Source organism: Faecalibacterium prausnitzii (assembly GCF_003324185.1).
GTDB lineage: Bacteria > Bacillota > Clostridia > Oscillospirales > Ruminococcaceae > Faecalibacterium > Faecalibacterium prausnitzii.
The window spans coordinates 1-19,879 of the sequence record NZ_PXUP01000024.1 but is presented as its reverse complement, the minus strand read 5'-3'; the positions used below and the strand labels follow the sequence as shown (position 1 = coordinate 19,879).

Here is a 19,879-nt window from a genome sequence, read left to right as displayed (position 1 = left end):
AGGAGGCGGTATGCCCCGGCGTTACAAACAGGGTGCGGACGGACAGCCGCACCCGGCTTTCTACGGAAAGCTCCCCGAAGAATTTTCTAAAGCAGACACCATGCGCTTTATGGTGGAAACCGATCTGAAACTGTCCGGGTGCGTATCGGCGGACACGCTGGCGGCACTCCGGGCGGAAGGCTATGACTACAAGGACGGGAACCTTGTTCCCGCCGGAAAGGAGGAAACCATGCAGGAAAAGGTTGCAAACACCACCCCGGCCGCACCGTTGAAGCTGGATGTAAGCGTGCGGGTCATCGAACCTGTGAAAAACCTCATGGGCTTTGCCAGCGTGAAATTCAATGACTGCTTTGTGGTGGAAAATCTGAAAATCGTACAGGGCAGCAAGGGGCTCTTTCTTGGGATGCCCAGCCAGCCAGACGGCAAAGGCGGCTACCGGGATATGGCCTACCCTGTCACAAAGGAGTTCCGGGAACAGCTCAATACCGCTGTTCTGCAAGCCTATGAGGCAAAGCTGGAACAGATGGCGGAGCGCGGCTCTGTGGGGCGTGCATCCATCAGCGACCAGCTCAAAGCCGGAAAAGCGGCTGCCGAACAGGCAAAGGCAGAGCGGCCTCCGAAGGAAAAGCCCAGCCGCAGTGCAGAGCGTTGACCTCGGGCCATGCTGGCACGAAGCAGAAAGGAGACGGGAACCATGCCACGCAAACGGACGGGCTATGACGCGGCCTGCTATTACGACGGAAAACTGCTGGGCCGCTGTACCAAAGCGGACAGCGACGCCTATACCCTGTTGATGAACGCCTGCGGTGGGGACGCCGCCCGTGTCCTGCGGGAATATGCCTATTTTTCCCCGGAACTTCGCGCCATATTGGAAAATGCGGCGCTCATGCAGGCGGACCGGAACCGGACGGGCGGAATGTTCCATGCGCCGAAAAGCTCCCCGTGGGGAGAGGTGCAGAGCTGTGAAACCCTCTGTCCAGGGGTGTTTCTGGTATCTACCGCCAGCCACGGCGGAACGATGGTGGCAAACGAGGTAGCCGCCGTCCTCTCCCCAGCGGCCAAAAAATGCGGCTTCAAGGACAAGGGCTATATTTGCTATGAGGAGGACGCACAGGAAAGCGTAGTGCTCCGGGAGCTGCTGGACAAAAAGCTGTGGAAAATCCCTGACCGCATTAAGGACAAAGGACAGTTTGAAGAAAAACTCAATCAGTCCATCCGGCAGTATAATCCCGAATACTGGCGGGCAAGGCAGAGCGGACGAGAGGCCGCCGAAGCTGCCCGCAGCACAGCCCCGGCCAAAGAGGCCGCAAGATAACCTCGGGCCATGCTGGCCCGAAGCAGTAAAGGAGGTATACCAAAATGGCCTATGTGCCAGTACCAAAAGACCTTTCCAAAATCAAGACAAAGCTGGCCTTCAACCTAACGAAGCGCCAGCTTGTTTGTTTTTCCAGCGCGGCGGCGGTGGGCCTCCCGGCTTACTTGTTTTCCCGTGGCAGTATCGGGAACAGTGCCGCCATGTTCCTGATGATCGGCCTCATGCTCCCGTTCTTCTTTCTGGCTATGTATGAACGAGACGGTCTGCCGCTGGAAAAAGTGCTGAAAAACATCATCCGCACCCGGTTCCTCTATCCCCGTGTGCGGCCTTACAAAACCGAAAACTTCTATGCGCTGCTTAGCGCCAGAAAGGAGGCGCAGCCGATTGCGAAACAGCAGAAGGGCCGGAAAGCCCGCAGGCGGAAAGTCTGAAAAGCAGGGCCTTACCGGCCTGTTCACGAAAGGAAAGAACATTCCCACCACCGCCCAGCAGACCCTCCCTTACCGGGAAATGTACCGGGACGGGGTGTGCCGGGTAGCGGACCGCTATTACACCAAAACCATTGAATACGAGGACATCAACTACCAGCTCGCACAGTCCGAAAATCAGGCAGCCATCTTTGATGGGTGGAGCGCCTGCCTCAACTACTTTGACAGCAGCCTTCCGTTCCAGCTTTCCTTCCTCAACCACCGGAGCCGCCCGGGCAGCCGGTACAGCGTGAACATCCCCATGCAGGATGACGATTACAACAGCGTCCGGTGCGAGTATGTGGAAATGCTGGAAAACCAGATCGCCAAAAGTAACAACGGCATTGTCCGCACAAAGCTCCTGACCTTCGGCGTAAACGTGGATGACCTTTCCACCGCCAGGGCAAGGCTGGAACGTGTAGAGGCGGACATTTGCGGAAACTTCAAAAAGCTGGGCGTCAAGTGCCGCTCCCTTTCGGGGCTGGAACGGCTGGAGCTCCTTCACGGGCAGCTCCACCCCGGCAGCGGCTCCCCCTTCCGGTTTTCATGGGATATGATCCCCAAAACCGGGCTTTCCACCAAAGACTTTATCGCCCCGGACAGCTTCGATTTCCGTTTCAGCCGACTGTTCCGGGTGGGGACGACCTGGGGCGCTGCCTCTTACTTGCAGATTTTGGCCTCGGAGCTCTCGGACAAGCTGCTGGCGGAGCTTTTGGAAATGGATGCGGAAATGACCATTACCCTCCATATCCAGACCGTCGATCAGGCCGCCGCCGTAAAATCCATCAAGGCCAAAGTCTCCGACATTGACAAGATGAAAGTGGAGGAACAAAAAAAGGCAGCCCGGTCAGGGTACGACATGGACATACTTCCGCCCGACCTTGTAACGTACAGCAACGACGCAAAGACCCTTCTGGAAGATTTACAGAGCCGGAATGAAAGGATGTTCCTGCTGACCTTCCTTGTGGTAAACATGGCCCCGACCCGCCGGGAGCTGGACAATGACCTGTTCACGGTGTCGGGTATCGTCCAGAAATACAACTGCACCTTGAAGCGGCTGGACTTCCAGCAGGAGGACGGTTTTCTTTCCAGCCTTCCGCTGGGCCATAACGGCATTGAGATCAAGCGCGGCATGACGACCAGCTCCACGGCCATTTTCGTTCCCTTTATGACGCAGGAGCTCCGCATGGATGGCGAAGCCGTCTATTACGGGCTCAACGCACTTTCCCATAACGTCATCATGGCAAACCGGAAAAAGCTCAAAAACCCCAACGGCCTGTTCCTCGGCGTGCCGGGCTCCGGCAAATCCTTTGCCGCAAAGCGGGAGCTTGTGAACGTGTTCCTTGCCACCCGTGACCGGATCATTGTGGTTGACCCGATGGGCGAATATTCGCCCCTTATCAAGCGGCTGGGCGGTCAGGTCATCGAGATCGCCCCGGACAGCCCCCACCACATCAACCCGATGGACATTGACCTGAGCTTTGACGAGGAAAACCCGATGGCGCTGAAAGCCGACTTTATCCTGTCGCTGATGGAGCTGATCGTTGGCGGCAAGGACGGCTTGCAGCCGGTGGAGCGGACCGTCATTGACCGCTGTGTACGCCAGATGTACCGGGAACACTTGCAGGACCCGGAAACAAGCAAAATGCCGACCCTCCAAACGCTATATGACCTGCTCTGTTCCCAGCCGGAGGGCGAGGCGGTGCGGCTGGCAACGGCCCTTGAAATCTATGTGTCGGGTTCCCTTAACGTGTTCAACCATGAAACCAATGTGGACTTAAACCGCCGTCTGGTATGCCTTGACTTAAAAAAGCTGGGGGCCGGGCTTCGGACGATTGCCATGCTCATTATGCAGGACTTGGTAAACTCGCAGGTGTCCATGAATTTCCTCCGCGGTATCGCTACATGGTGCTACTTCGACGAGTTCCATGTGCTGCTCCGTGACCGGCTGACGGCAAGCTACTGTGTGGCGATCTGGAAAATGCTGCGAAAAAAAGGGTGCGTTCCCAGTGCTTTAACGCAGAACGTAAAGGATTTTCTGGCAAGCCCGGAGATTGAGAACATCTTTGAAAACTCGGACTTCCTTGTGCTGCTCTCGCAGGCACAGGGGGACCGGCAGATTTTAGCCAAACAGCTTGGGATCAGCCCCCACCAGCTTTCCTATGTGACCCATACCAATTCCGGCGAAGGGCTGCTGTTCTTCGGGAATACCACCATCCCGTTTGTTGACCGCTTCCCGCAGAATACCGAGCTGTACGCCATTATGACCACCCGCCCGGAGGACAAAAAACAGGAAATGAACCGGGCGTAACACACTTCGGGCCATGATGGCCCGAGGTTTGGAAAGGAGGGATACATTATCGGAAAGAAACCGGACAAACGGAATTTTCAAAGGCCGGGGCCGACGGAGGATACCGGGGACAATCGCCCCGGACCGGCAGAACGGGAAGGACCTTCCCCCGCACCGTCCCGACGTCTACGGTTTAAGGACGAGGATACCGGGCAGGACAGTCCTTCGGGCCACAATGGCCCGAAGTCCAAAAGCGGTAAGTTTCAAGAGGACAGCCGGAAAAGCCGTCCCTCTGACCGCATGAGGCAGGAAGATGAAGCGGGCGGGCCGCAGGATACCGGCAAGGCACAGGAGCCGGAGGGCTCCGCCGAGAAGGCCGGGAGCAAAAAGGACAAGTACCAGAAAGCACAGGCAAAAGCGGAACACGCCGGGGAAAAGCTGGGAAAGGCCCGGGAGAAACTGGACAAGACCGAGGCAAAACGGGCAGCGAAGAAGCCGCCGGGGCTTGCAAAAAAGGCAGTCCGGGGAGCCCGTACAGAAGCGTGGTTCTATGTCCACAACAAGATACACGAGGTTGAGCATGAAAATGTGGGTGTGGAAGGAGCCCATAAATCCGAGCTGGCCGCAGAGGCCGGAGCCCGGAAACTGACCCGCTATGCCAAACGCCGCTGGCGGGAACACCCAGCCCGGAAGGTGGCAAAGTGGGAACGGAAGGACATAAAAGCCCGGGCCAATGTGGATTTTCAAAAGATGGCCTCCGAGCACCCGGAACTTGCCAGCAATCCGCTTTCCCGTGTGCAGCAGAAATGGAAACTGAAACGCCGGTATTCCAAAGAAGCAAAGGCGGCTGCAAAACAGGGCGCAAAGGCCGCAAAGAAAACCGCTGCCGCTTCGGGAACTGCGACCCGTCGGGCGGCGCAGTTTGTGACCCGTCATCCCGTGGCGGTGCTGGTCCTGCTCCTGCTGTTGCTGCTCTGTTTTCTTGTGTCGGCGGTAAGCTCTATCTTTCCCACGCTTGGCAGCGGCCTTGCCAATGCGTTATCCGGCACCTCCTACGCCTCGGAGGATACGGACCTGCTGGGGGTGGACGAGGACTACACGGCACTGGAAAACGAGCTGGCACAGACGGTAGCGAACATCGAAAGCACCCATCCCGGCTATGACGAGTACCGCTATTCCGTGGACGAGATCGGCCATAACCCCTATGAGCTGGCGTCCTATTTCTCGGCAAAGTACCATGTGTATTTCCGGGAACAGGTGCAGGACGAGCTGCGGGAGATCTTCGAGGCACAGTATGAGCTGACCTTGACGGAGGAAGTCGAGATACGCTACCGCACCGAAACCAGCACCGACCCGGAGACCGGGGAAACCACCACCGAGGAAGTCCCCTATGAGTATTACATTCTCAATGTGACCCTCACAAACAAGACGCTGCCCGCCGTGATCCTGCCGAGGCTTAACGAACAGCAGCGGGAAATCTACACCGTTATGCAGCAGCTCAAAGGCAACAAACCCTATCTGTGGGAAGGGATTTACAACGGCGGCGAAGATACCGGCCCCAGCTATGAGATACCCGGCGAGGCGCTGGATGACCCGGCTTTTGCGGCGCTCATGGAAGAAGCCACAAAGTACATCGGCTGGCCCTATGTGTGGGGCGGCTCCAGCCCGTCCACCTCCTTTGACTGTTCGGGCTTTGTCTGCTGGGTGTACACGGCCAGCGGCGTCCACAACCTGCCCCGTACCACGGCGCAGGGCATTTATAACCAGTGCGCTATCATTTCCCCCTCCGAGGCAAAGCCCGGCGACATTATCTTTTTCACGGGAACCTATGACAGCCCCGGCCCTGTGTCCCATGTGGGGATTTATGTGGGCGACGGGATGATGCTCCATTGTGGTTCGCCCATCCAATACGCAAACATCAATTCAAGCTACTGGCAGACACATTTCTATGCCTTCGGGCGTTTGTGAGCCAGAGGAAAGGAGTCCTTGCATGAACAAGATCGACAAGCTCGATAAGGAACTGGAAAAAGCCCGGGAGAAGGCCGCCGAATGGCAGGCCAAAATCCGGGAGCTGGAAAAGCAGAAACAGGAGGAAGAAAACAGCCAGATCGTGCAGGCGGTGCGCTCCCTCAAACTGACGCCCGCCCAGCTTATGGCTTTTCTGAATGACCCCAAAAACAGCCTTACCGCTTCGGGCCATACTGACCCGAAGCCGGAGGCACCCGAAAAGGAGGACACGGCCCATGAAGAAAACTAAATTTCGCAGGCTGGTGGCGATGGCTGCCAGCCTTTTGTGTTGCCTGATCTTTACAGTCCCGGCTTATGCACAGAGCAGCGAGCCGCAGCCGGAGACAGCTCCCTCCCCGGCAGAAACCGAAGCAGAGCCGGAAACCCAGAACCCCTTTACCCCGGACGGGACGGGAACCGTGGTGGACAACGCCACCGACGAGGATGGAAAGGAGTTCTACACCATCACCACAGCAGACGAGAGCGTGTTTTATCTGGTGATCGACAAACAGAAAACCAGCGAGAACGTCTATTTCCTCAATACCGTTACCACAGACGACCTTCTGCCTCTTGCTGAACAGGGTAAGGAACCGCCCAAAGAAGTGACCCCTGAGCCAGAGCCAAAGCCCACCGAACCGGTGGAGGAAGTACCGGAACCCAAGCCGGAGAAAAAGGACAGCCCCCTTCTCTCTCTGCTCCTAATCGGTGCGGTGGTGCTGGCCGGCGGTGGAATTGGTTACTATTTCAAGATTTACAAGCCGAAGCATGAAGCCCCGGATTTGGAAGATGATTACTGCGAATATGAGGACGGGGAGCTGGAGGAGATCGCAGAGGAACCCGAGGACGAAGATACCCCGCCATGGGAGGAAGATACGGAGGAATGAGAATGAATTTTACAAGCAGCCCTTTTGAACGAATGATGAAGGAAGTACCGCACCCCGGCTGGGACAATGACGACCCTTGTAAGGGATGCCGTTATTACAAGGAGTGCAAAGGAAAGAAAAAACAGTGCCGGAAGAAGTTCCGGGCGCTGATCGTGGAGCCCCGCCCTTCGGGCCATCGTGGCCCGAAGTCATAAATGGACGCCCGGGAGCTGACCCGTGACGAGAAGAAGAAAATCCGCACTCTGGTCACGGGGATGTGCGCCAACTATGACCGGGAAAGCGGCCTGTGCCTTCCTCTGGACTGTGCCTGCTATATGCTGCACAAGTGCTGGACAGGGGCGTACTGCCGTTACTTCCGTGAGGCTGTCCTGCCCCTTAACCCGGAGCTTCAAGCGGCGCTGACAACGGAAGGCATCTCCCCGGAGTTGCGGACCTGTGCGGTCTGCGGAAAGGCATTTTTGCCCGAGGGGCGTCAAGCCTACTGCTCCGACGCCTGCAAGGCCGAAGGGAACCGACGGAAAAGCCGGGAACGCATGAGGAAAATGCGGGAGAAAAGGCCGGGCGGCTGTTACGATTTGCCGCCTCCAAAGGCTTGACATTCCGGGCTTTTTTGAGGGTGTTTCCGGGGTGGGAATATCTTATTACATTCCTCCCCGGTCTGCCCTCTTATTTCGTAACATCCAGCACTTCGGGTCATGTTGGCCCGAGGCACAGAAAGGAGGAATCTCTTGGAGACAGTACAAGGATATGTGATTTTGAAAGCTGCCACCTTTGAAACCGGACACGGCTTTGCGCTGGGGCATAATCCGGGAGCGCCGAGCCCCTTTGTGACCTGGCAGTTTACCGAGGGGGAAAACGGCCATCGGGATTACTACTGGGGCCGCTATGGAACCAGTCAGGCGTGGGCGCAGAGGGACTTTGACCGCCGGGTGGACGACTATCAGCAGTTTTACCATGCGGCGGTCAAGCATACCGAGCTGGGACCGGAGGGCGTTTACCGCTATTATTCCACCCAGCGGCCCGTGGACATAGGAACTTACCCGAAGCCGCCGGATAACCAGCCTCTTTCCATCGTCAACTACGATGATGACAGGCGGCGTCCTGTGGCAGACGGCAGGCTGATGGCATGGGGCGAACTGACCTACGCAAAGCCGCTGACCGAAAAGCAGATGGAGGATTATGAGCTGAAACCAGCACCGGGCAATCCTGACCGGGTGCGCCCATCCATTACTGCCCGGCTCAAAGATGAAACCAGAGGGCAGGAACCCCCGAAGGAACCCGGCCAGAAGCGAAACCATAAAAACCATGAGGAACGATAAAGGAGGATCGCCATGCACGAAAAAGACAACTATCTGAAAACCGCCGAGCTCTCCACAGAGCAGAACTGCAACATGATCGACGGCGTACCCAACAACACGCCCATCCCGCCCACGCCCCCGGAGTTGGACGCAAAACCGCTGGATAAGGTAAAGGAACCCAAAGAACGCCGGAAAGGCCGGGAGCTGGAACGCTGATGGAGAACCGCAAGCGGAATGTCCATCTGCACGTCATGGTAACACCGGACGAGCTGGCGGCCATCCATGAGCGGATGGCCGAGGCGGGCATTTCCAACGCCGGGGCTTATGTACGGAAAATGGCTCTGAACGGGTATATCCTGCACATCGACCTTACGCCCGTAAAAGAGCTGATCTCTCTGCAACGGCGCTGTTCCAACAATCTCAATCAGGTCGCCGTACACGCACACACCTATGGCGTGTACCCGGAGGAAATCGACGGATTGAAGCGGGACTATGAAAAGCTGTGGGGCGAGGTGTCAAAGGTGCTGCGGGAGCTTTCCGAGCTGGTGGCAAAGTAAGACGAGGGCGGCAGGCTTCCGTTGCGGGGCTTGCCGCCCTGCTCTTTTTTTACCACTTCGGGCCAGTATGACCCAAAAGTTTGGGACAGGATTTACTAATCTTTCGCAACATTTATGTCCCCGGGCAAGCATGATAAAATAGAGGTAGGAAGGATAGATAAAGGAGGTTTTGAAGATGAAGATACTGCTGAAAATATTGGTTGCTCCCTTTGCTTTAGCGTTGTCCCTTCTGGCGGCTCTGCTGGTGTTCCTATTTGATATTTGTGCCGTCCTGCTGACGATTGCCTCTGTGATCCTGACGGTGCTGGGTGTCGCTCTCTTTTTCACGCCGACGCCCATAGGCGGGATTGTATTTCTGTTTCTTGCCTTCCTTCTTTCGCCGTATGGACTGCAAGCGGCGGCGGGCTCCCTTCTTTGGGCGCTGGACGGAGGCAAATCCGCTCTGTACCGGTTTCTGGCAAGTTAAGCAGCCTCGGGCCATACTGGCCCGAAGTCGGGGCGGTCTGAATGGGCCGCCCCTTTCTCATGGAAAGGAGGAATGATTTTTGGCTACCACAACTTTGTTGCAGCGCCATGCAGGCGAAGGCGAAACGATTGCCGAGGCTATCCGGGATTGTCTGGACTATGGCAAAAACCCGGAGAAAACAGAAAGCGGAAAGTATATCTCCACTTATGAGTGCGACCCCGCCACCGTGGCGGACGAGTTTCTTTTGGCGAAAGCCAACTATGCCGCCATGACAGGCCGGGAACAGAAAAAGGCCAATGATGTGCTGTGCTATCAGATACGACAGTCCTTCTATCCGGGGGAGATCACACCGAAGGAGGCGAACCGTATCGGCTATGATCTGGCTATGCGCTGGACAAAGGGGCGGCACGCTTTTATCGTTACCACGCACACAGACCGCCAGCACATCCATTGTCACATTTATTATAACTCCACCACCCTTGACTGCACCCGGAAATTCCGAAACTTTTGGGGCTCCAGCTTCGCCCTTCGGCGGCTCTCTGACAGGCTGTGCCTTGAAAACGGGCTGTCCATCGTGGAGAACCCGAAGCCCCGGAGCAAGGGCAAGTATCGGAACTATGGGGAGTGGCAGAAAGACCGGAAAGGGCCGCTTTCCTATCAGGACCGACTGCGCCTTGCCATTGATACTGCGCTGGCGGAACGCCCCGCTGATCTGGACGAATTTCTCAATTTGATGAAGCGGGCCGGGTATGAGGTCAAGACGGTTCGGGGCGGCGGTATCAGCTTCCGGCTGACCGGGCAGGGACAGGAACGCTTCACCCGTCTGCGTGCCTCCACGCTGGGGGACGGCTACGACTTGCAAGATGTTCTGTCCGCCATTGAGGGCAAAGAAAAACGCCCCGGGCACTCGGAGCGGAAAATCAGTCTGGCGGTGGATATTCAAGCAAAGCTGGCTGCCGGTAAGGGGCCGGGATATGAACGCTGGGCGAAGGTATTTAACATTAAGCAGATGGCCGCCGCTCTTGCCTATATACAGGACAATAACCTGACCGATTATAAGCAGTTGGCGAAGAAAGCCACCGAGGCGGCAGACCGTTTCCATGTTATTTCCGAACAGGTCAAGCAGACGGAACAGGCCATGAAAACCAATGCCGGGCTAAAGGCCGCAACGGTTCAGTATGCCAAAACCCGCCCAGTCTTTGAGCAGTATAAGGCGACGAAGTACAGCCGGAAATTCCTTGCGGAGCATGAGGCCGACCTTGAACTGTACCGGGCTGCACAAGCGGAAATGCGCTCTCTGCTGGGCGGGGCGAAGCTCCCTAAAATGGATGTGCTGAAGGAGGAAGGCCGCAAGCTCACAGCAAAGAAAAAACAGCTCTATGGAGAATACCAGAAGGCACGACGGGATATGCAGGAGATCGTCACGATCAAGGCGAACATTGACACTCTGATGGGCTACACCGAGCCGGGAAGAAAGCAGGAAAAGGAGCGTTAAGGTTATGAAAATAAGGAGCAAAGCGACGCTGACACTTCGGGCCATGTTGGCCCGAAGATACGGGTTTGGGGCGAGCCCCAACAAGCCGCCTTTGTGCCACTTGTGGCCACAGAGGCATTGCTTGCCACTTAGCGGCAGCCCCTAAAATGGCGCAAAAAAACAGAGGCCCTTATTCTGGAACCTCCGTTTCTCTGGCTTTCTTAATGCCCTCGGCTGTGGCTTCTATCACGACAAGCTCTTTTTCGTTCATGGAGTTTAGAAGAACATCAATGTGCTTTCTGCAAGAGCTTGACCTTGCCCCTCCGTCCGCATGAATAAACTGGTCAACTGAAACGTCAAACATAGTAATGAGTTTAACAAAAAGGTCGAAGCTGGGATACTGTCCTTTGTTCTCAATATTCATAATGGTACGGGAGTCACGGTCTACTAATTCCGCAACATAGGCTTGTGTCCAGCCCTTTTCTTCTCTGGCTCGTTTGAGAGCTGCCCCGAGGCCGTGAAAGTCAAACCTTCTTTCATCTTGGTTCATTCTCATATCACCCTATATCATTCTACATTTCGGGTTGAATTATGAGAATGTAATGAGATTTTACATTAAGTAGTATTTTATTTCGCATCCGTGTAGGCTCTAACTTGTATTATTCGAGATAGAGAACTATAATATATCCTGTGGAGGTGCGAAATGGACTATATGACATTAAAAGAGGCCGCCGAGAAGTGGGGCGTGACACCTCGTAGGGTAAATTATTATTGTGCTGGTGGACGTATCCCCGGTGCTGTGAAAATGGCCGGTGTTTGGCTGCTCCCTAAAACTGCGGAGAAGCCGATTGATGGTCGAACAAAACAAGGAAAGGTAAAAAAGTATGAGTAATATATTACTTCTTGAAGATGATCTAAGCCTGATTAACGGGCTTTCTTTTGCTTTCAAAAAGCAGGGATTTGAATTAAATATCGCCAGAACGCTCAAAGAAGCGGAGGAATTGTGGACAGACGGAAAATATGATTTGTTGGTGTTGGACGTATCTCTGCCAGATGGGTCTGGCTTTGAATTTTGCAAAAGAGTTCGACTTACATCAAAGGTGCCAATTATTTTTCTGACGGCTTCGGATGAGGAAACAAGTATTATTATGGGGCTGGATATTGGAGGTGATGACTATATCACAAAACCGTTCAAACTGGGGGTTCTCGTTTCAAGGATTAACGCCTTACTTCGACGTGCAAATTCTTTTCAAACAGCAGACACAGAATTGCAGTCGAATGGCATCAAAGTTCTTTTGCTGCAAGGACAGGTTTTCAAAAATGGGGAGCTGTTGGATTTGACTGCCGCGGAATACAAGCTACTGTGCTTGTTTATGAGAAACCCAAGCATGGTGCTGACAAAGGGACAAATTTTAGATAAGCTATGGGATTGCGACGGGAATTATATCGACAGTAGTACCCTTACGGTCTATATGCGTCGGCTTCGTATGAAGATCGAGGATAATCCAAGTGAACCACAAATGCTCCTGACTGTTCGAGGTATGGGATATAAATGGAATATTATCGGGTGAGGTACAGAATGAAGATACTGGCAAATAAAGAAATCAAAAATCTATTTCTTTCGCTTTCACTGGTTTTTGGGGTTACATTTCTCTTAGCCGAGGTTTTTCTATGGCTGTCATATCGACGGCTTTCTCTGTTATTGCTAATCCTTTTTCTATTGGCTGGCGGTGCTGTATGGGCAGTCTGCTTTGTATATTTTAATCGGCAAAATCAGATCATGGAGCAGGCGATATTACAAATCAATGCGTATCTTGATGGTGATCGCAATGCCCGTATTGAATGTGACAATGAGGGCGAATTGTACCGACTGCTTCATTCCATCAATTCTTTAGCGGCAGTGTTAAATGCCCATGCAGATAACGAGTTACGAGAGAAAGAGTTTTTGAAAAATACAATCTCCGACATTTCACACCAACTGAAAACACCGCTGGCAGCACTCAATATTTATAACGGACTCCTTCAAGACGAGGATATAGAAGTGTCCTCCGTGAAAGAATTTGCGGGTTTGTCTGAGCAGGAACTTGACCGTATCGAAACACTGGTGCAAAGTCTGCTCAAGATTACAAGATTGGATGCCGGAGCCATTGTCTTGGAAAAGAACGCAGAAAATGTTGCAGATATGATGCGGGATATTGAACTGCATTTTGCATATAGAGCCAGACAGGAAAAGAAAGAAATCATTCTGTCTGGCTCGGATCATCTTTCTCTTTTTTGTGATCGTGATTGGTTGAATGAGGCAATCGACAATATTGTGAAAAATGCGTTTGACCATACAGAAAGTGGTGCAACAATTCGTGTTGCGTGGAACGAGTTGCCGTCTGGTGTCCAAATTGTGATAACGGATAATGGATGCGGCATCCACCCAGAGGATATACATCACATCTTCAAGCGGTTTTATCGCAGTCGTTTTTCTAAGGACAAGCAAGGGATTGGACTGGGATTACCTTTGGCAAAGGCAATCGTTGAAGCACATAACGGCACCATTGAGGTTGACAGCGAATTAGGTATCGGGACAACTTTCACAATGAATTTTCTGATTCCTACAAAATTGTAGGCTGGCTGTAGGCTTACAGTAAGATTCAGGTGCTATTCTCTCACACATAGGCAGGACAAACAAAGACAGCCTGCCTATATCGCAAAATCATTCAGAAAGAGGTGTTTACACTATGAACTTATTAGAAGTCAAAAATATCAGTAAGACCTATGGCAACGGAGAAACCGCTGTCAAGGCATTAAAGGATGTCAGCTTTTCTGTTCCAAAGGGCGAGTATGTGGCAATCGTCGGGGAATCCGGTTCTGGTAAAAGTACACTGCTGAATATGATCGGTGCTTTGGACACGCCAACATCTGGCAAGGTTCTGATTGACGGCAAGGACATTTTTGCCATGAACGATCGAAAGCTGACCGTTTTCCGCCGGAGGAATATCGGCTTTATCTTTCAGGCGTTTAACCTTATCCCGGAGTTGACGGTGGAACAAAATATTATTTTTCCGCTGTTGTTGGATTATCAAAAGCCGGATAAGAGATATTTGGAGGAACTGCTGACGGTTTTGAATTTGAAAGATCGTCGTAATCATTTACCCAGTCAGCTTTCCGGCGGTCAACAGCAGAGAGTGGCGATTGGCCGCGCATTGATTACCCGTCCTTCTCTGATTCTGGCAGACGAGCCAACAGGAAATTTGGACTCACAAAACAGCAGTGAGGTCATAGCATTGCTCAAAGAAACATCGAAAAAATACGAGCAGACCATCATTATGATTACCCATAACCGCAGTATTGCGCAAACGGCAGACCGGGTATTACAGGTATCGGATGGTACTTTGACTGATTTTGGGAGGTGCCGTGAATGAAAAGCTATCTTAGTCTTATTCCCATCTCCGCTAAAGTTCATCGCCGACAAAATCGTATGACGCTGCTTTGCATTGTATTTGCTGTGTTTATGGTAACAGCAGTATTCAGTATGGCAGAAATGGGTTTTCGGATGGAACAGGCCCGATTGGTTGGTAAGCATGGAAGTTTCTCTATTGGAGACTTGCTCGGCAGTTCCATGGGGCAAACCCTTCTTTCTGTTGCGGTTGTTCTGTTCCTGCTGATTTTGATTGCAGGCGTTTTGATGATTTCCAGCAGTATGAACAGTAGCGTTGCCCAGAGAACCAAATTTTTTGGAATGATGCGTTGCATTGGTATGAGTAAGCAGCAGATTATTCGGTTTGTTCGTCTGGAGGCATTGAACTGGTGCAAAACGGCTGTACCCATCGGTCTTATTTTAGGGGTTGTTACAACATGGGGGCTGTGTGCGGTACTGCGCTTTGTAGTCAGAGAAGAATTTTCTGATATTCCCCTCTTTGGTATCAGTATTTTTGGCATTGCCTGCGGTATCTTTGTTGGACTGATTACTGTACTGATCGCCGCAAATGCTCCGGCGAAACATGCCGCGAAGGTATCTCCTATCACAGCGGTGTCTGGAAATGCAGACCACGGAAAAACAATGCGTCATTCCCAGTATACAGGATTCGGAAAGATTGAAGCCCTTCTCGGTATCGGCCATGCGGTCTCCGGGAAGAAAAATTTATTCCTGATGACAGGTTCTTTTGCACTTAGCATCATCCTGTTTTTGAGCTTTTCTATTATGGTCGATTTTGTGGATTACCTGATTCCTCAGTCGGCTGCCACATCAGATATAGATATTGCAAGTGCTGACGGTAATACGATTCCTTGGGAACTGCTTACAACCATCCGCGAAATGGATGGAGTGAAGGAAGTTTACGGGCGTCGTAGTGTATTTGATGTTTCTGCCAAACTAAACGACGACACCAACTTTTCTGGCACAGTCGATTTGATTTCTTATGACGATTTTGATTTACAATGTCTGAAAAAAGACAGTGCTTTGAAAAGGGGGAGTGATCTGTCCAAAGTTTTTAGGGACAGCAATTTTGTTTTGGCAACATCCGATCAGGACAGCACATGGAAAATCGGTGACACTGTTCAGATTGGGGATGAAACCCTTACCATAGCCGGACTGTTAAAAAACGACCCATTTAGTGAGAATGGATTGACAAATGGAAAGCTCACATTGATTACCTCTGATGAAACATTTGTCCGTTTGACAGGAGAGGAAGGTTATTCTCTTGTGCTGATACAAACAACGGGAGATGTTACGGACGAAAATGTTCAGGCAATCCAGAATTCCGTAGATCAAACATATAGCTTTCAAGATAAACGCGACGAGCGCACTACGGGAACTTATATGGCTTTTGTTTTCTGTGTTTATGCGTTTTTGGCAATTATTGCACTGGTAACGGTAATGAACATTGTCAATAGCATTTCCATGAGTGTGTCTGCCAGAATGAAGCAATATGGAGCTATGCGGGCAGTAGGAATGGATGAACGGCAAATGACGAAAATGATTGCCTGTGAAGCATTCACCTATGCTGTTTTGGGGTGCGTTGTTGGTTGTGCTATTGGCTTGCCGCTTAGCAAATCGCTGTATGATTTCCTTATTGCAGGGCATTTTCCATCTGCTGTGTGGCAGTTCCCAATTATCTCTTTGGGCGTTATTCTTCTGTTTGTCTCGATTGCGGCAATCGCAGCTGTATATGCTCCGGCAAAACGAATTCGCAATATGTCGATTACTGCAACCATCAATGAATTATAGTTTCATATGTTAATCTGCCGGACGACGGCAAAAGAAAAAAAGCCGTCGTACAGCAGACACATTTTCACGCGCCTATGAAGCGGCGGCTTTGATTTTCAGAGCCGCCGTTTCTTTTCGTCTACCTTAAAATAACGACGACCTAACACCGTGTAAATCCACGGCGGCATATAAGGAGGATTGCCGCCGTGTCTATTTTTGCCTCTTTTCATAGTACCCATGACCTACATCAATTAAAAAAAGCATAGCGCCCCCTCCGGGACAGTCTGGTTATGAATGTGAAATCAGACAGTACATAAATGAATATGTAACTTCATGCGTTCGTGTGGCTTCATGCCGCCCGGGCGCTTTTGTGTTCTTATGGGGCTGCTTCGGGTCATGTTGGCCCGAAGTCATTCCCCGGTGCCGCTCCCCGCCGCCTTCGTTTCGGTCACTCGTCAACCAACAACCGAAACGGAGGTCAATATGGCTATTATCAATTTGCGGGACTATTACCCATTCTATACATCAGATTGCTTCATGGAAGTATCGGAAGAAGTTGCAGAAATGTTCAAAGAGTTTGATCGTAAAGAGGCTGCCTACCGGCTGCGTACATACCGCCACAAAGCCTACTATTCCCTTGATCGGGATGACGGGCTGGAGCATGAAGCTGTCTTTGTTGCCTTATCTCCCCATGAACTGTATGAGCGGAAAGTGACCATGCAGGAGCTTCACGCAGCGATTTCCAGTTTGCCGGACAAACAGGCAAAACGGATTTATGCTCATTTCATTCTCGGCATGACCAAACAGGACATTGCCCGGGCAGAGGGCGTCCATGAAAAAGTAGTTCGTGTCGCAATCGAGCGAGGTCTGCGGCGCTTAGAAAAAATTTTGAAAAATTCTTTGTAAGGCGTACCGATTTAGGCCGGAAAATGAAATGGCTTATGAGAGGCAAAACACTTCGGGTCACAATGGCCCGAGGTTCAGACAAGCCTCATGCAGATTGAAAATCGAATAAAAAGACACCCGGATACGAAGGGGAACGCGCTGTGTGACAGACCCGCCATGACCTCGGATTTCAGAGAATACAGTCTTTGTAAAACTGAGCGAGCGAACAGGTCCATGCCATAGGTGGGGCAAGGCTGGCTCCACCGGAACAGGCGCAGAACCCGGATACTTGCGTTTAGTCACAGTCCGAGCGTTGAAGCGGTCTTGCAAGCCGTGAGCCGTCGCAGGCAATGAGAACGCCTTGCCATCAGAATGGGGAGAGTTGAAATACTATGGGGCATGAAGCCTATGCCCGTCCGGTGTGTCTGAAATGAAGTGAAAACCTATGGGGAGCCCCCGGCAATGCTGTCTGATGATAGGCCAACCGATCCGGTGTGGCTCCCCATCTTTTCAAAAAAGGAGCATTTTATGGGAAATGCGTTTGGAATGATCCCCGGCTTGGAACCGGACGAATGGAGCAATGACGCCTGCCGTGGTTATGTCATTATGGCAATGGAGAACTGCGGATTTTCAAAGAAGGATATACGGCGTGTTGTGGGGCAGCTTTATGAAGTATTCGACCTCAACAGCGTGGAGGATGCCAAAGAAAAGTACCTTTCCAGTCCTTACTGACCTCGGACCACATTGACCCGAAGTGGAGAAAGCTCAAAGGGCGGCACCTGCTGGGTGCCGTCTTTTGACATTTCCCCACGGGACAAGTGGGAAAGGCTGGCATATACACGCACTTTCGCAAAGGAGGTTTTCAATGACGCAAGCTGTCACTTATGAACGAGAAACAAAGTCTGTCGCATTTCAAGGGAAGATCATTGTGCTGGAAAGCCTCACGCCGGTACTTCCCCCGAAGGAGAAAGCACAGCGCAAAAAAGAAATTGAGCGTTGTCTTTATGAGGTGTTCCGCAAATATGGAGACAGATTTCCCTAATCATTCGCAACATTGTTGTCCGGGGCTGCTGATGGTATAATATAGTTGTAAGGTTGGTAGCTCCATTCCAACAAGGAAAGGAGCCCAATATGGAATTTATCAGAGAAGATTGTATTTACGCAAGACAGTCAGTAGACCGCAAGGACAGTATCAGCATTGAAAGTCAGATCGACTTTTGCAAGTATGAATTGAAAGGTGGGAGCTGCCGGGTATTCAAGGACAAAGGCTATTCCGGTAAAAATACGGACAGGCCGGAGTTTCAAAAGCTGCTGGGCGAGATCCGCAAGGGAAAGGTCAGGCGGGTCATCGTGTATAAACTGGACCGTATAAGCCGCTCTATTCTGGACTTTGCAACGATGATGGAGCTGTTTCAAGAGTATGATGTGGAGTTTGTATCATCCACAGAAAAGTTTGATACTTCGACCCCGATGGGCCGGGCCATGCTGAATATCTGCATTGTATTCGCCCAGCTTGAACGTGAGACAATTCAGAAGCGTGTCACAGACGCCTACTATTCACGGTGCCTGAAAGGCTTTCACATGAGCGGACAGGCACCATACGGTTATCAGTTAGAGCCTACTGTGGTAGAGGGTATCCGCACAAAGAAAATGGTTGCCGACCCCGTAGCCGCCGACCATGTTCGGCTGATGTTTGAAATGTACGCTGAACCGGAAACCTCCTTCGGAGATATTACCCGATACTTCGAGGAACATGACATAAAAATTTATGGCAAATCCATGTTCCGTACATTTCTTTCCCAGCTTTTAAGAAACCCCGTTTACGCACAGGCCGATTTGGAGCTGTACGAATTTTTCAAGAGCCAGGGCGCAGCGATTGTCAATGACGCTTCCGACTTTGCCGGAACAAACGGCTGCTATCTCTATCAGGGGCGGGATGTGAAGGAGGACAAGGACAGGTGCTTAAAAGACCAGATACTTGTTATCGCTCCCCACGAAGCACTCATTTCCTCTGACACATGGCTTAAATGCCGGAAAAAACTTATGGCAAATACCACCTTCCAGCAGGGACGGAAACCGAAGAACACTTGGCTGGCCGGAAAAATCAAATGCGGGCATTGTGGGTATGCTCTGAAAGCCACCCATGTACCAAACAGCACTGGATATTTCCGCTGTACCAAACGGACGGAAAACAAAGGCTGTCCGGGCTGCGGGAAAATCCGCAAAGAAGAATTTGAGCAATTCATTTTCTCGGCCATGCAGGAGAAATTCAAAGACTTTCAGATACTCCACGGCAGAGAGGAAAAAGTCAATCCGAAACTGACCGCCTATCAAGTGGAGCTGGCACAGGTGGAGTCAGAAATTGAAAAGCTGCTGGATACGCTGACCGGAGCCAATGCGACCTTGCTTGCCTACGCTAACAAAAAAATTGAAGAACTGGACAACCGACGCCAGACCATTTCAAAGGCAATCGCTGAATTGAGCGTTGAAACCATATCTCCCCAGCAGATAAAGAAGTTATCCTATTATCTCGACAACTGGGACAGCATAGATTTTGACGACAAAAGAAAAGCCGCCGATGGTTTGATCTCTACGATCAAGGCCACCAGCGACCGTGTTCAGATAGAGTGGAAAATCTGACATTTCCGCTCTATCGCCCCTCATTTCTATTTTATCTTGTTTGTACCCCTTGTACACTGATGTTTCCTTTTGATTTTGGTTTTGCACTATCGCGCAGCTAACTGTGTAAAAATCATTCGTCATGATATCTGTGTAAACATGCAAAAAAGCTTGTGCATCATCATACCCTTGTTCATAATCTCGTTCAAAGCCATCCGGCACATAATGGTCGCTGTATCCATTCGGGAGCTGCTCTAATGGCTCTCCGTCCACTTGATACGTTAGCTGCATCTCAATCGGCAGGAATTTCTGAATCATCGTATAGACTGCCTTTCGGAAGTCCGCACTTACTGCAAGCGCGCCGAGAGTTAAAATTACCAGCGTCATGGCTGCAACAAGCACTCGTTTCAGCACAGGGCG

The 19,879-nt window shown here is 51.7% G+C and carries 23 protein-coding genes and 1 pseudogene; 22 read left to right on the top strand and 2 right to left on the bottom strand.

The window, feature by feature from the left end; translation table 11 throughout:
• Positions 1–10: 10 nt before the first annotated feature.
• The 13 genes from C7J97_RS13100 to C7J97_RS13030 all read left to right on the top strand — a co-directional run bounded on the left by C7J97_RS13100 (position 11) and on the right by C7J97_RS13030 (position 10,779).
• The gene (locus tag C7J97_RS13100) at positions 11–652 is read left to right on the top strand and encodes a septation protein SpoVG family protein (protein ID WP_015567066.1); all 642 of its coding nucleotides are present in this window, start codon (positions 11–13) and stop codon (positions 650–652) included.
• A gap of 42 nt (positions 653–694) precedes the next feature.
• Positions 695–1,315 carry a DUF7007 domain-containing protein gene (locus C7J97_RS13095; protein WP_330589530.1) on the top strand — a complete coding sequence of 207 codons (621 nt, stop codon included), beginning with the start codon at positions 695–697 and terminating at the stop codon, positions 1,313–1,315.
• 44 nt (positions 1,316–1,359) lie between these two features.
• Entirely contained in the window at positions 1,360–1,746 is a 387-nt protein-coding gene (locus C7J97_RS13090) for a PrgI family protein (RefSeq protein ID WP_113993201.1), read from the top strand.
• A complete protein-coding gene (locus C7J97_RS13085; protein WP_394371861.1) occupies positions 1,664–4,093 on the top strand; it encodes a VirB4-like conjugal transfer ATPase, CD1110 family in 2,430 nt (809 codons plus the stop codon). Before C7J97_RS13090 ends, C7J97_RS13085 begins: the two co-directional genes overlap by 83 nt.
• Positions 4,094–4,372: 279 nt before the next feature.
• Complete coding sequence (locus tag C7J97_RS13075) at positions 4,373–6,040, top strand: C40 family peptidase (RefSeq protein ID WP_113993199.1); 1,668 nt, start codon at positions 4,373–4,375, stop codon at positions 6,038–6,040.
• 22 nt (positions 6,041–6,062) lie between these two features.
• A complete protein-coding gene (locus C7J97_RS13070; RefSeq protein ID WP_005927622.1) occupies positions 6,063–6,329 on the top strand; it encodes a DUF4315 family protein in 267 nt (88 codons plus the stop codon).
• Positions 6,316–6,963 (top strand): DUF4366 domain-containing protein, encoded by a 648-nt coding sequence (locus C7J97_RS13065; protein ID WP_113993198.1) that lies wholly within the window; start codon positions 6,316–6,318, stop codon positions 6,961–6,963. Before C7J97_RS13070 ends, C7J97_RS13065 begins: the two co-directional genes overlap by 14 nt.
• A gap of 194 nt (positions 6,964–7,157) precedes the next feature.
• Entirely contained in the window at positions 7,158–7,559 is a 402-nt protein-coding gene (locus C7J97_RS13055; protein ID WP_113993197.1) for a cysteine-rich VLP protein, read from the top strand.
• Between the two features lie 132 nt (positions 7,560–7,691).
• Complete coding sequence (locus C7J97_RS13050) at positions 7,692–8,282, top strand: defense against restriction DarA-related protein (protein ID WP_202615304.1); 591 nt, start codon at positions 7,692–7,694, stop codon at positions 8,280–8,282.
• Between the two features lie 12 nt (positions 8,283–8,294).
• On the top strand, positions 8,295–8,477 hold the full coding sequence (locus C7J97_RS13045; RefSeq protein WP_003500078.1) for a DUF4316 domain-containing protein: 183 nt from the start codon (positions 8,295–8,297) through the stop codon (positions 8,475–8,477).
• Positions 8,477–8,818 carry a plasmid mobilization protein gene (locus C7J97_RS13040; RefSeq protein ID WP_005927607.1) on the top strand — a complete coding sequence of 114 codons (342 nt, stop codon included), beginning with the start codon at positions 8,477–8,479 and terminating at the stop codon, positions 8,816–8,818. The genes C7J97_RS13045 and C7J97_RS13040 overlap by 1 nt, the downstream gene beginning before the upstream one ends.
• A 175-nt stretch (positions 8,819–8,993) precedes the next feature.
• Entirely contained in the window at positions 8,994–9,284 is a 291-nt protein-coding gene (locus C7J97_RS13035) for a CD1845 family protein (RefSeq protein WP_005927606.1), read from the top strand.
• A gap of 79 nt (positions 9,285–9,363) precedes the next feature.
• Complete coding sequence (locus C7J97_RS13030) at positions 9,364–10,779, top strand: relaxase/mobilization nuclease domain-containing protein (RefSeq protein ID WP_113993196.1); 1,416 nt, start codon at positions 9,364–9,366, stop codon at positions 10,777–10,779.
• A 169-nt stretch (positions 10,780–10,948) separates the two neighbouring features.
• Here the strand turns inward: C7J97_RS13030 and C7J97_RS13025 are convergent, their stop codons facing one another.
• Positions 10,949–11,314 carry a helix-turn-helix transcriptional regulator gene (locus C7J97_RS13025; RefSeq protein WP_004064252.1) on the bottom strand — a complete coding sequence of 122 codons (366 nt, stop codon included), beginning with the start codon at positions 11,312–11,314 and terminating at the stop codon, positions 10,949–10,951.
• 147 nt (positions 11,315–11,461) lie between these two features.
• Here C7J97_RS13025 and C7J97_RS13020 point away from each other — a divergent pair, with 147 nt between their 5' ends.
• The 9 genes from C7J97_RS13020 (at position 11,462) to C7J97_RS12985 (ending at position 19,480) form a co-directional block, all read left to right on the top strand.
• Positions 11,462–11,650 (top strand): helix-turn-helix domain-containing protein, encoded by a 189-nt coding sequence (locus C7J97_RS13020; RefSeq protein WP_110435694.1) that lies wholly within the window; start codon positions 11,462–11,464, stop codon positions 11,648–11,650.
• The gene (locus C7J97_RS13015; protein ID WP_113993195.1) at positions 11,643–12,329 is read left to right on the top strand and encodes a response regulator transcription factor; all 687 of its coding nucleotides are present in this window, start codon (positions 11,643–11,645) and stop codon (positions 12,327–12,329) included. The genes C7J97_RS13020 and C7J97_RS13015 overlap by 8 nt, the downstream gene beginning before the upstream one ends.
• Before the next feature lie 8 nt (positions 12,330–12,337).
• On the top strand, positions 12,338–13,375 hold the full coding sequence (locus C7J97_RS13010; protein ID WP_113993194.1) for a sensor histidine kinase: 1,038 nt from the start codon (positions 12,338–12,340) through the stop codon (positions 13,373–13,375).
• A gap of 112 nt (positions 13,376–13,487) precedes the next feature.
• Positions 13,488–14,171, top strand: coding sequence for an ABC transporter ATP-binding protein (locus C7J97_RS13005; protein ID WP_008705963.1), 684 nt, complete (start codon positions 13,488–13,490; stop codon positions 14,169–14,171).
• Positions 14,168–15,976: an ABC transporter permease gene (locus tag C7J97_RS13000; RefSeq protein ID WP_113993193.1), complete on the top strand. Its 1,809-nt coding sequence runs from the start codon at positions 14,168–14,170 to the stop codon at positions 15,974–15,976. The genes C7J97_RS13005 and C7J97_RS13000 overlap by 4 nt, the downstream gene beginning before the upstream one ends.
• Before the next feature lie 462 nt (positions 15,977–16,438).
• Positions 16,439–16,861, top strand: coding sequence for an RNA polymerase sigma factor (locus C7J97_RS12995; protein ID WP_004064265.1), 423 nt, complete (start codon positions 16,439–16,441; stop codon positions 16,859–16,861).
• A 441-nt stretch (positions 16,862–17,302) separates the two neighbouring features.
• Positions 17,303–17,572, top strand: a complete 270-nt coding sequence (locus C7J97_RS12990) for a hypothetical protein (RefSeq protein ID WP_113993192.1) — start codon at positions 17,303–17,305, stop codon at positions 17,570–17,572.
• Between the two features lie 133 nt (positions 17,573–17,705).
• Complete coding sequence (locus C7J97_RS15075; protein ID WP_165483719.1) at positions 17,706–17,882, top strand: hypothetical protein; 177 nt, start codon at positions 17,706–17,708, stop codon at positions 17,880–17,882.
• 89 nt (positions 17,883–17,971) lie between these two features.
• On the top strand, positions 17,972–19,480 hold the full coding sequence (locus tag C7J97_RS12985; RefSeq protein WP_113993191.1) for a recombinase family protein: 1,509 nt from the start codon (positions 17,972–17,974) through the stop codon (positions 19,478–19,480).
• Between the two features lie 60 nt (positions 19,481–19,540).
• Here the strand turns inward: C7J97_RS12985 and C7J97_RS15555 are convergent.
• Positions 19,541–19,879 (bottom strand): annotated as a pseudogene (locus tag C7J97_RS15555) (DUF4367 domain-containing protein); the annotation flags it as partial.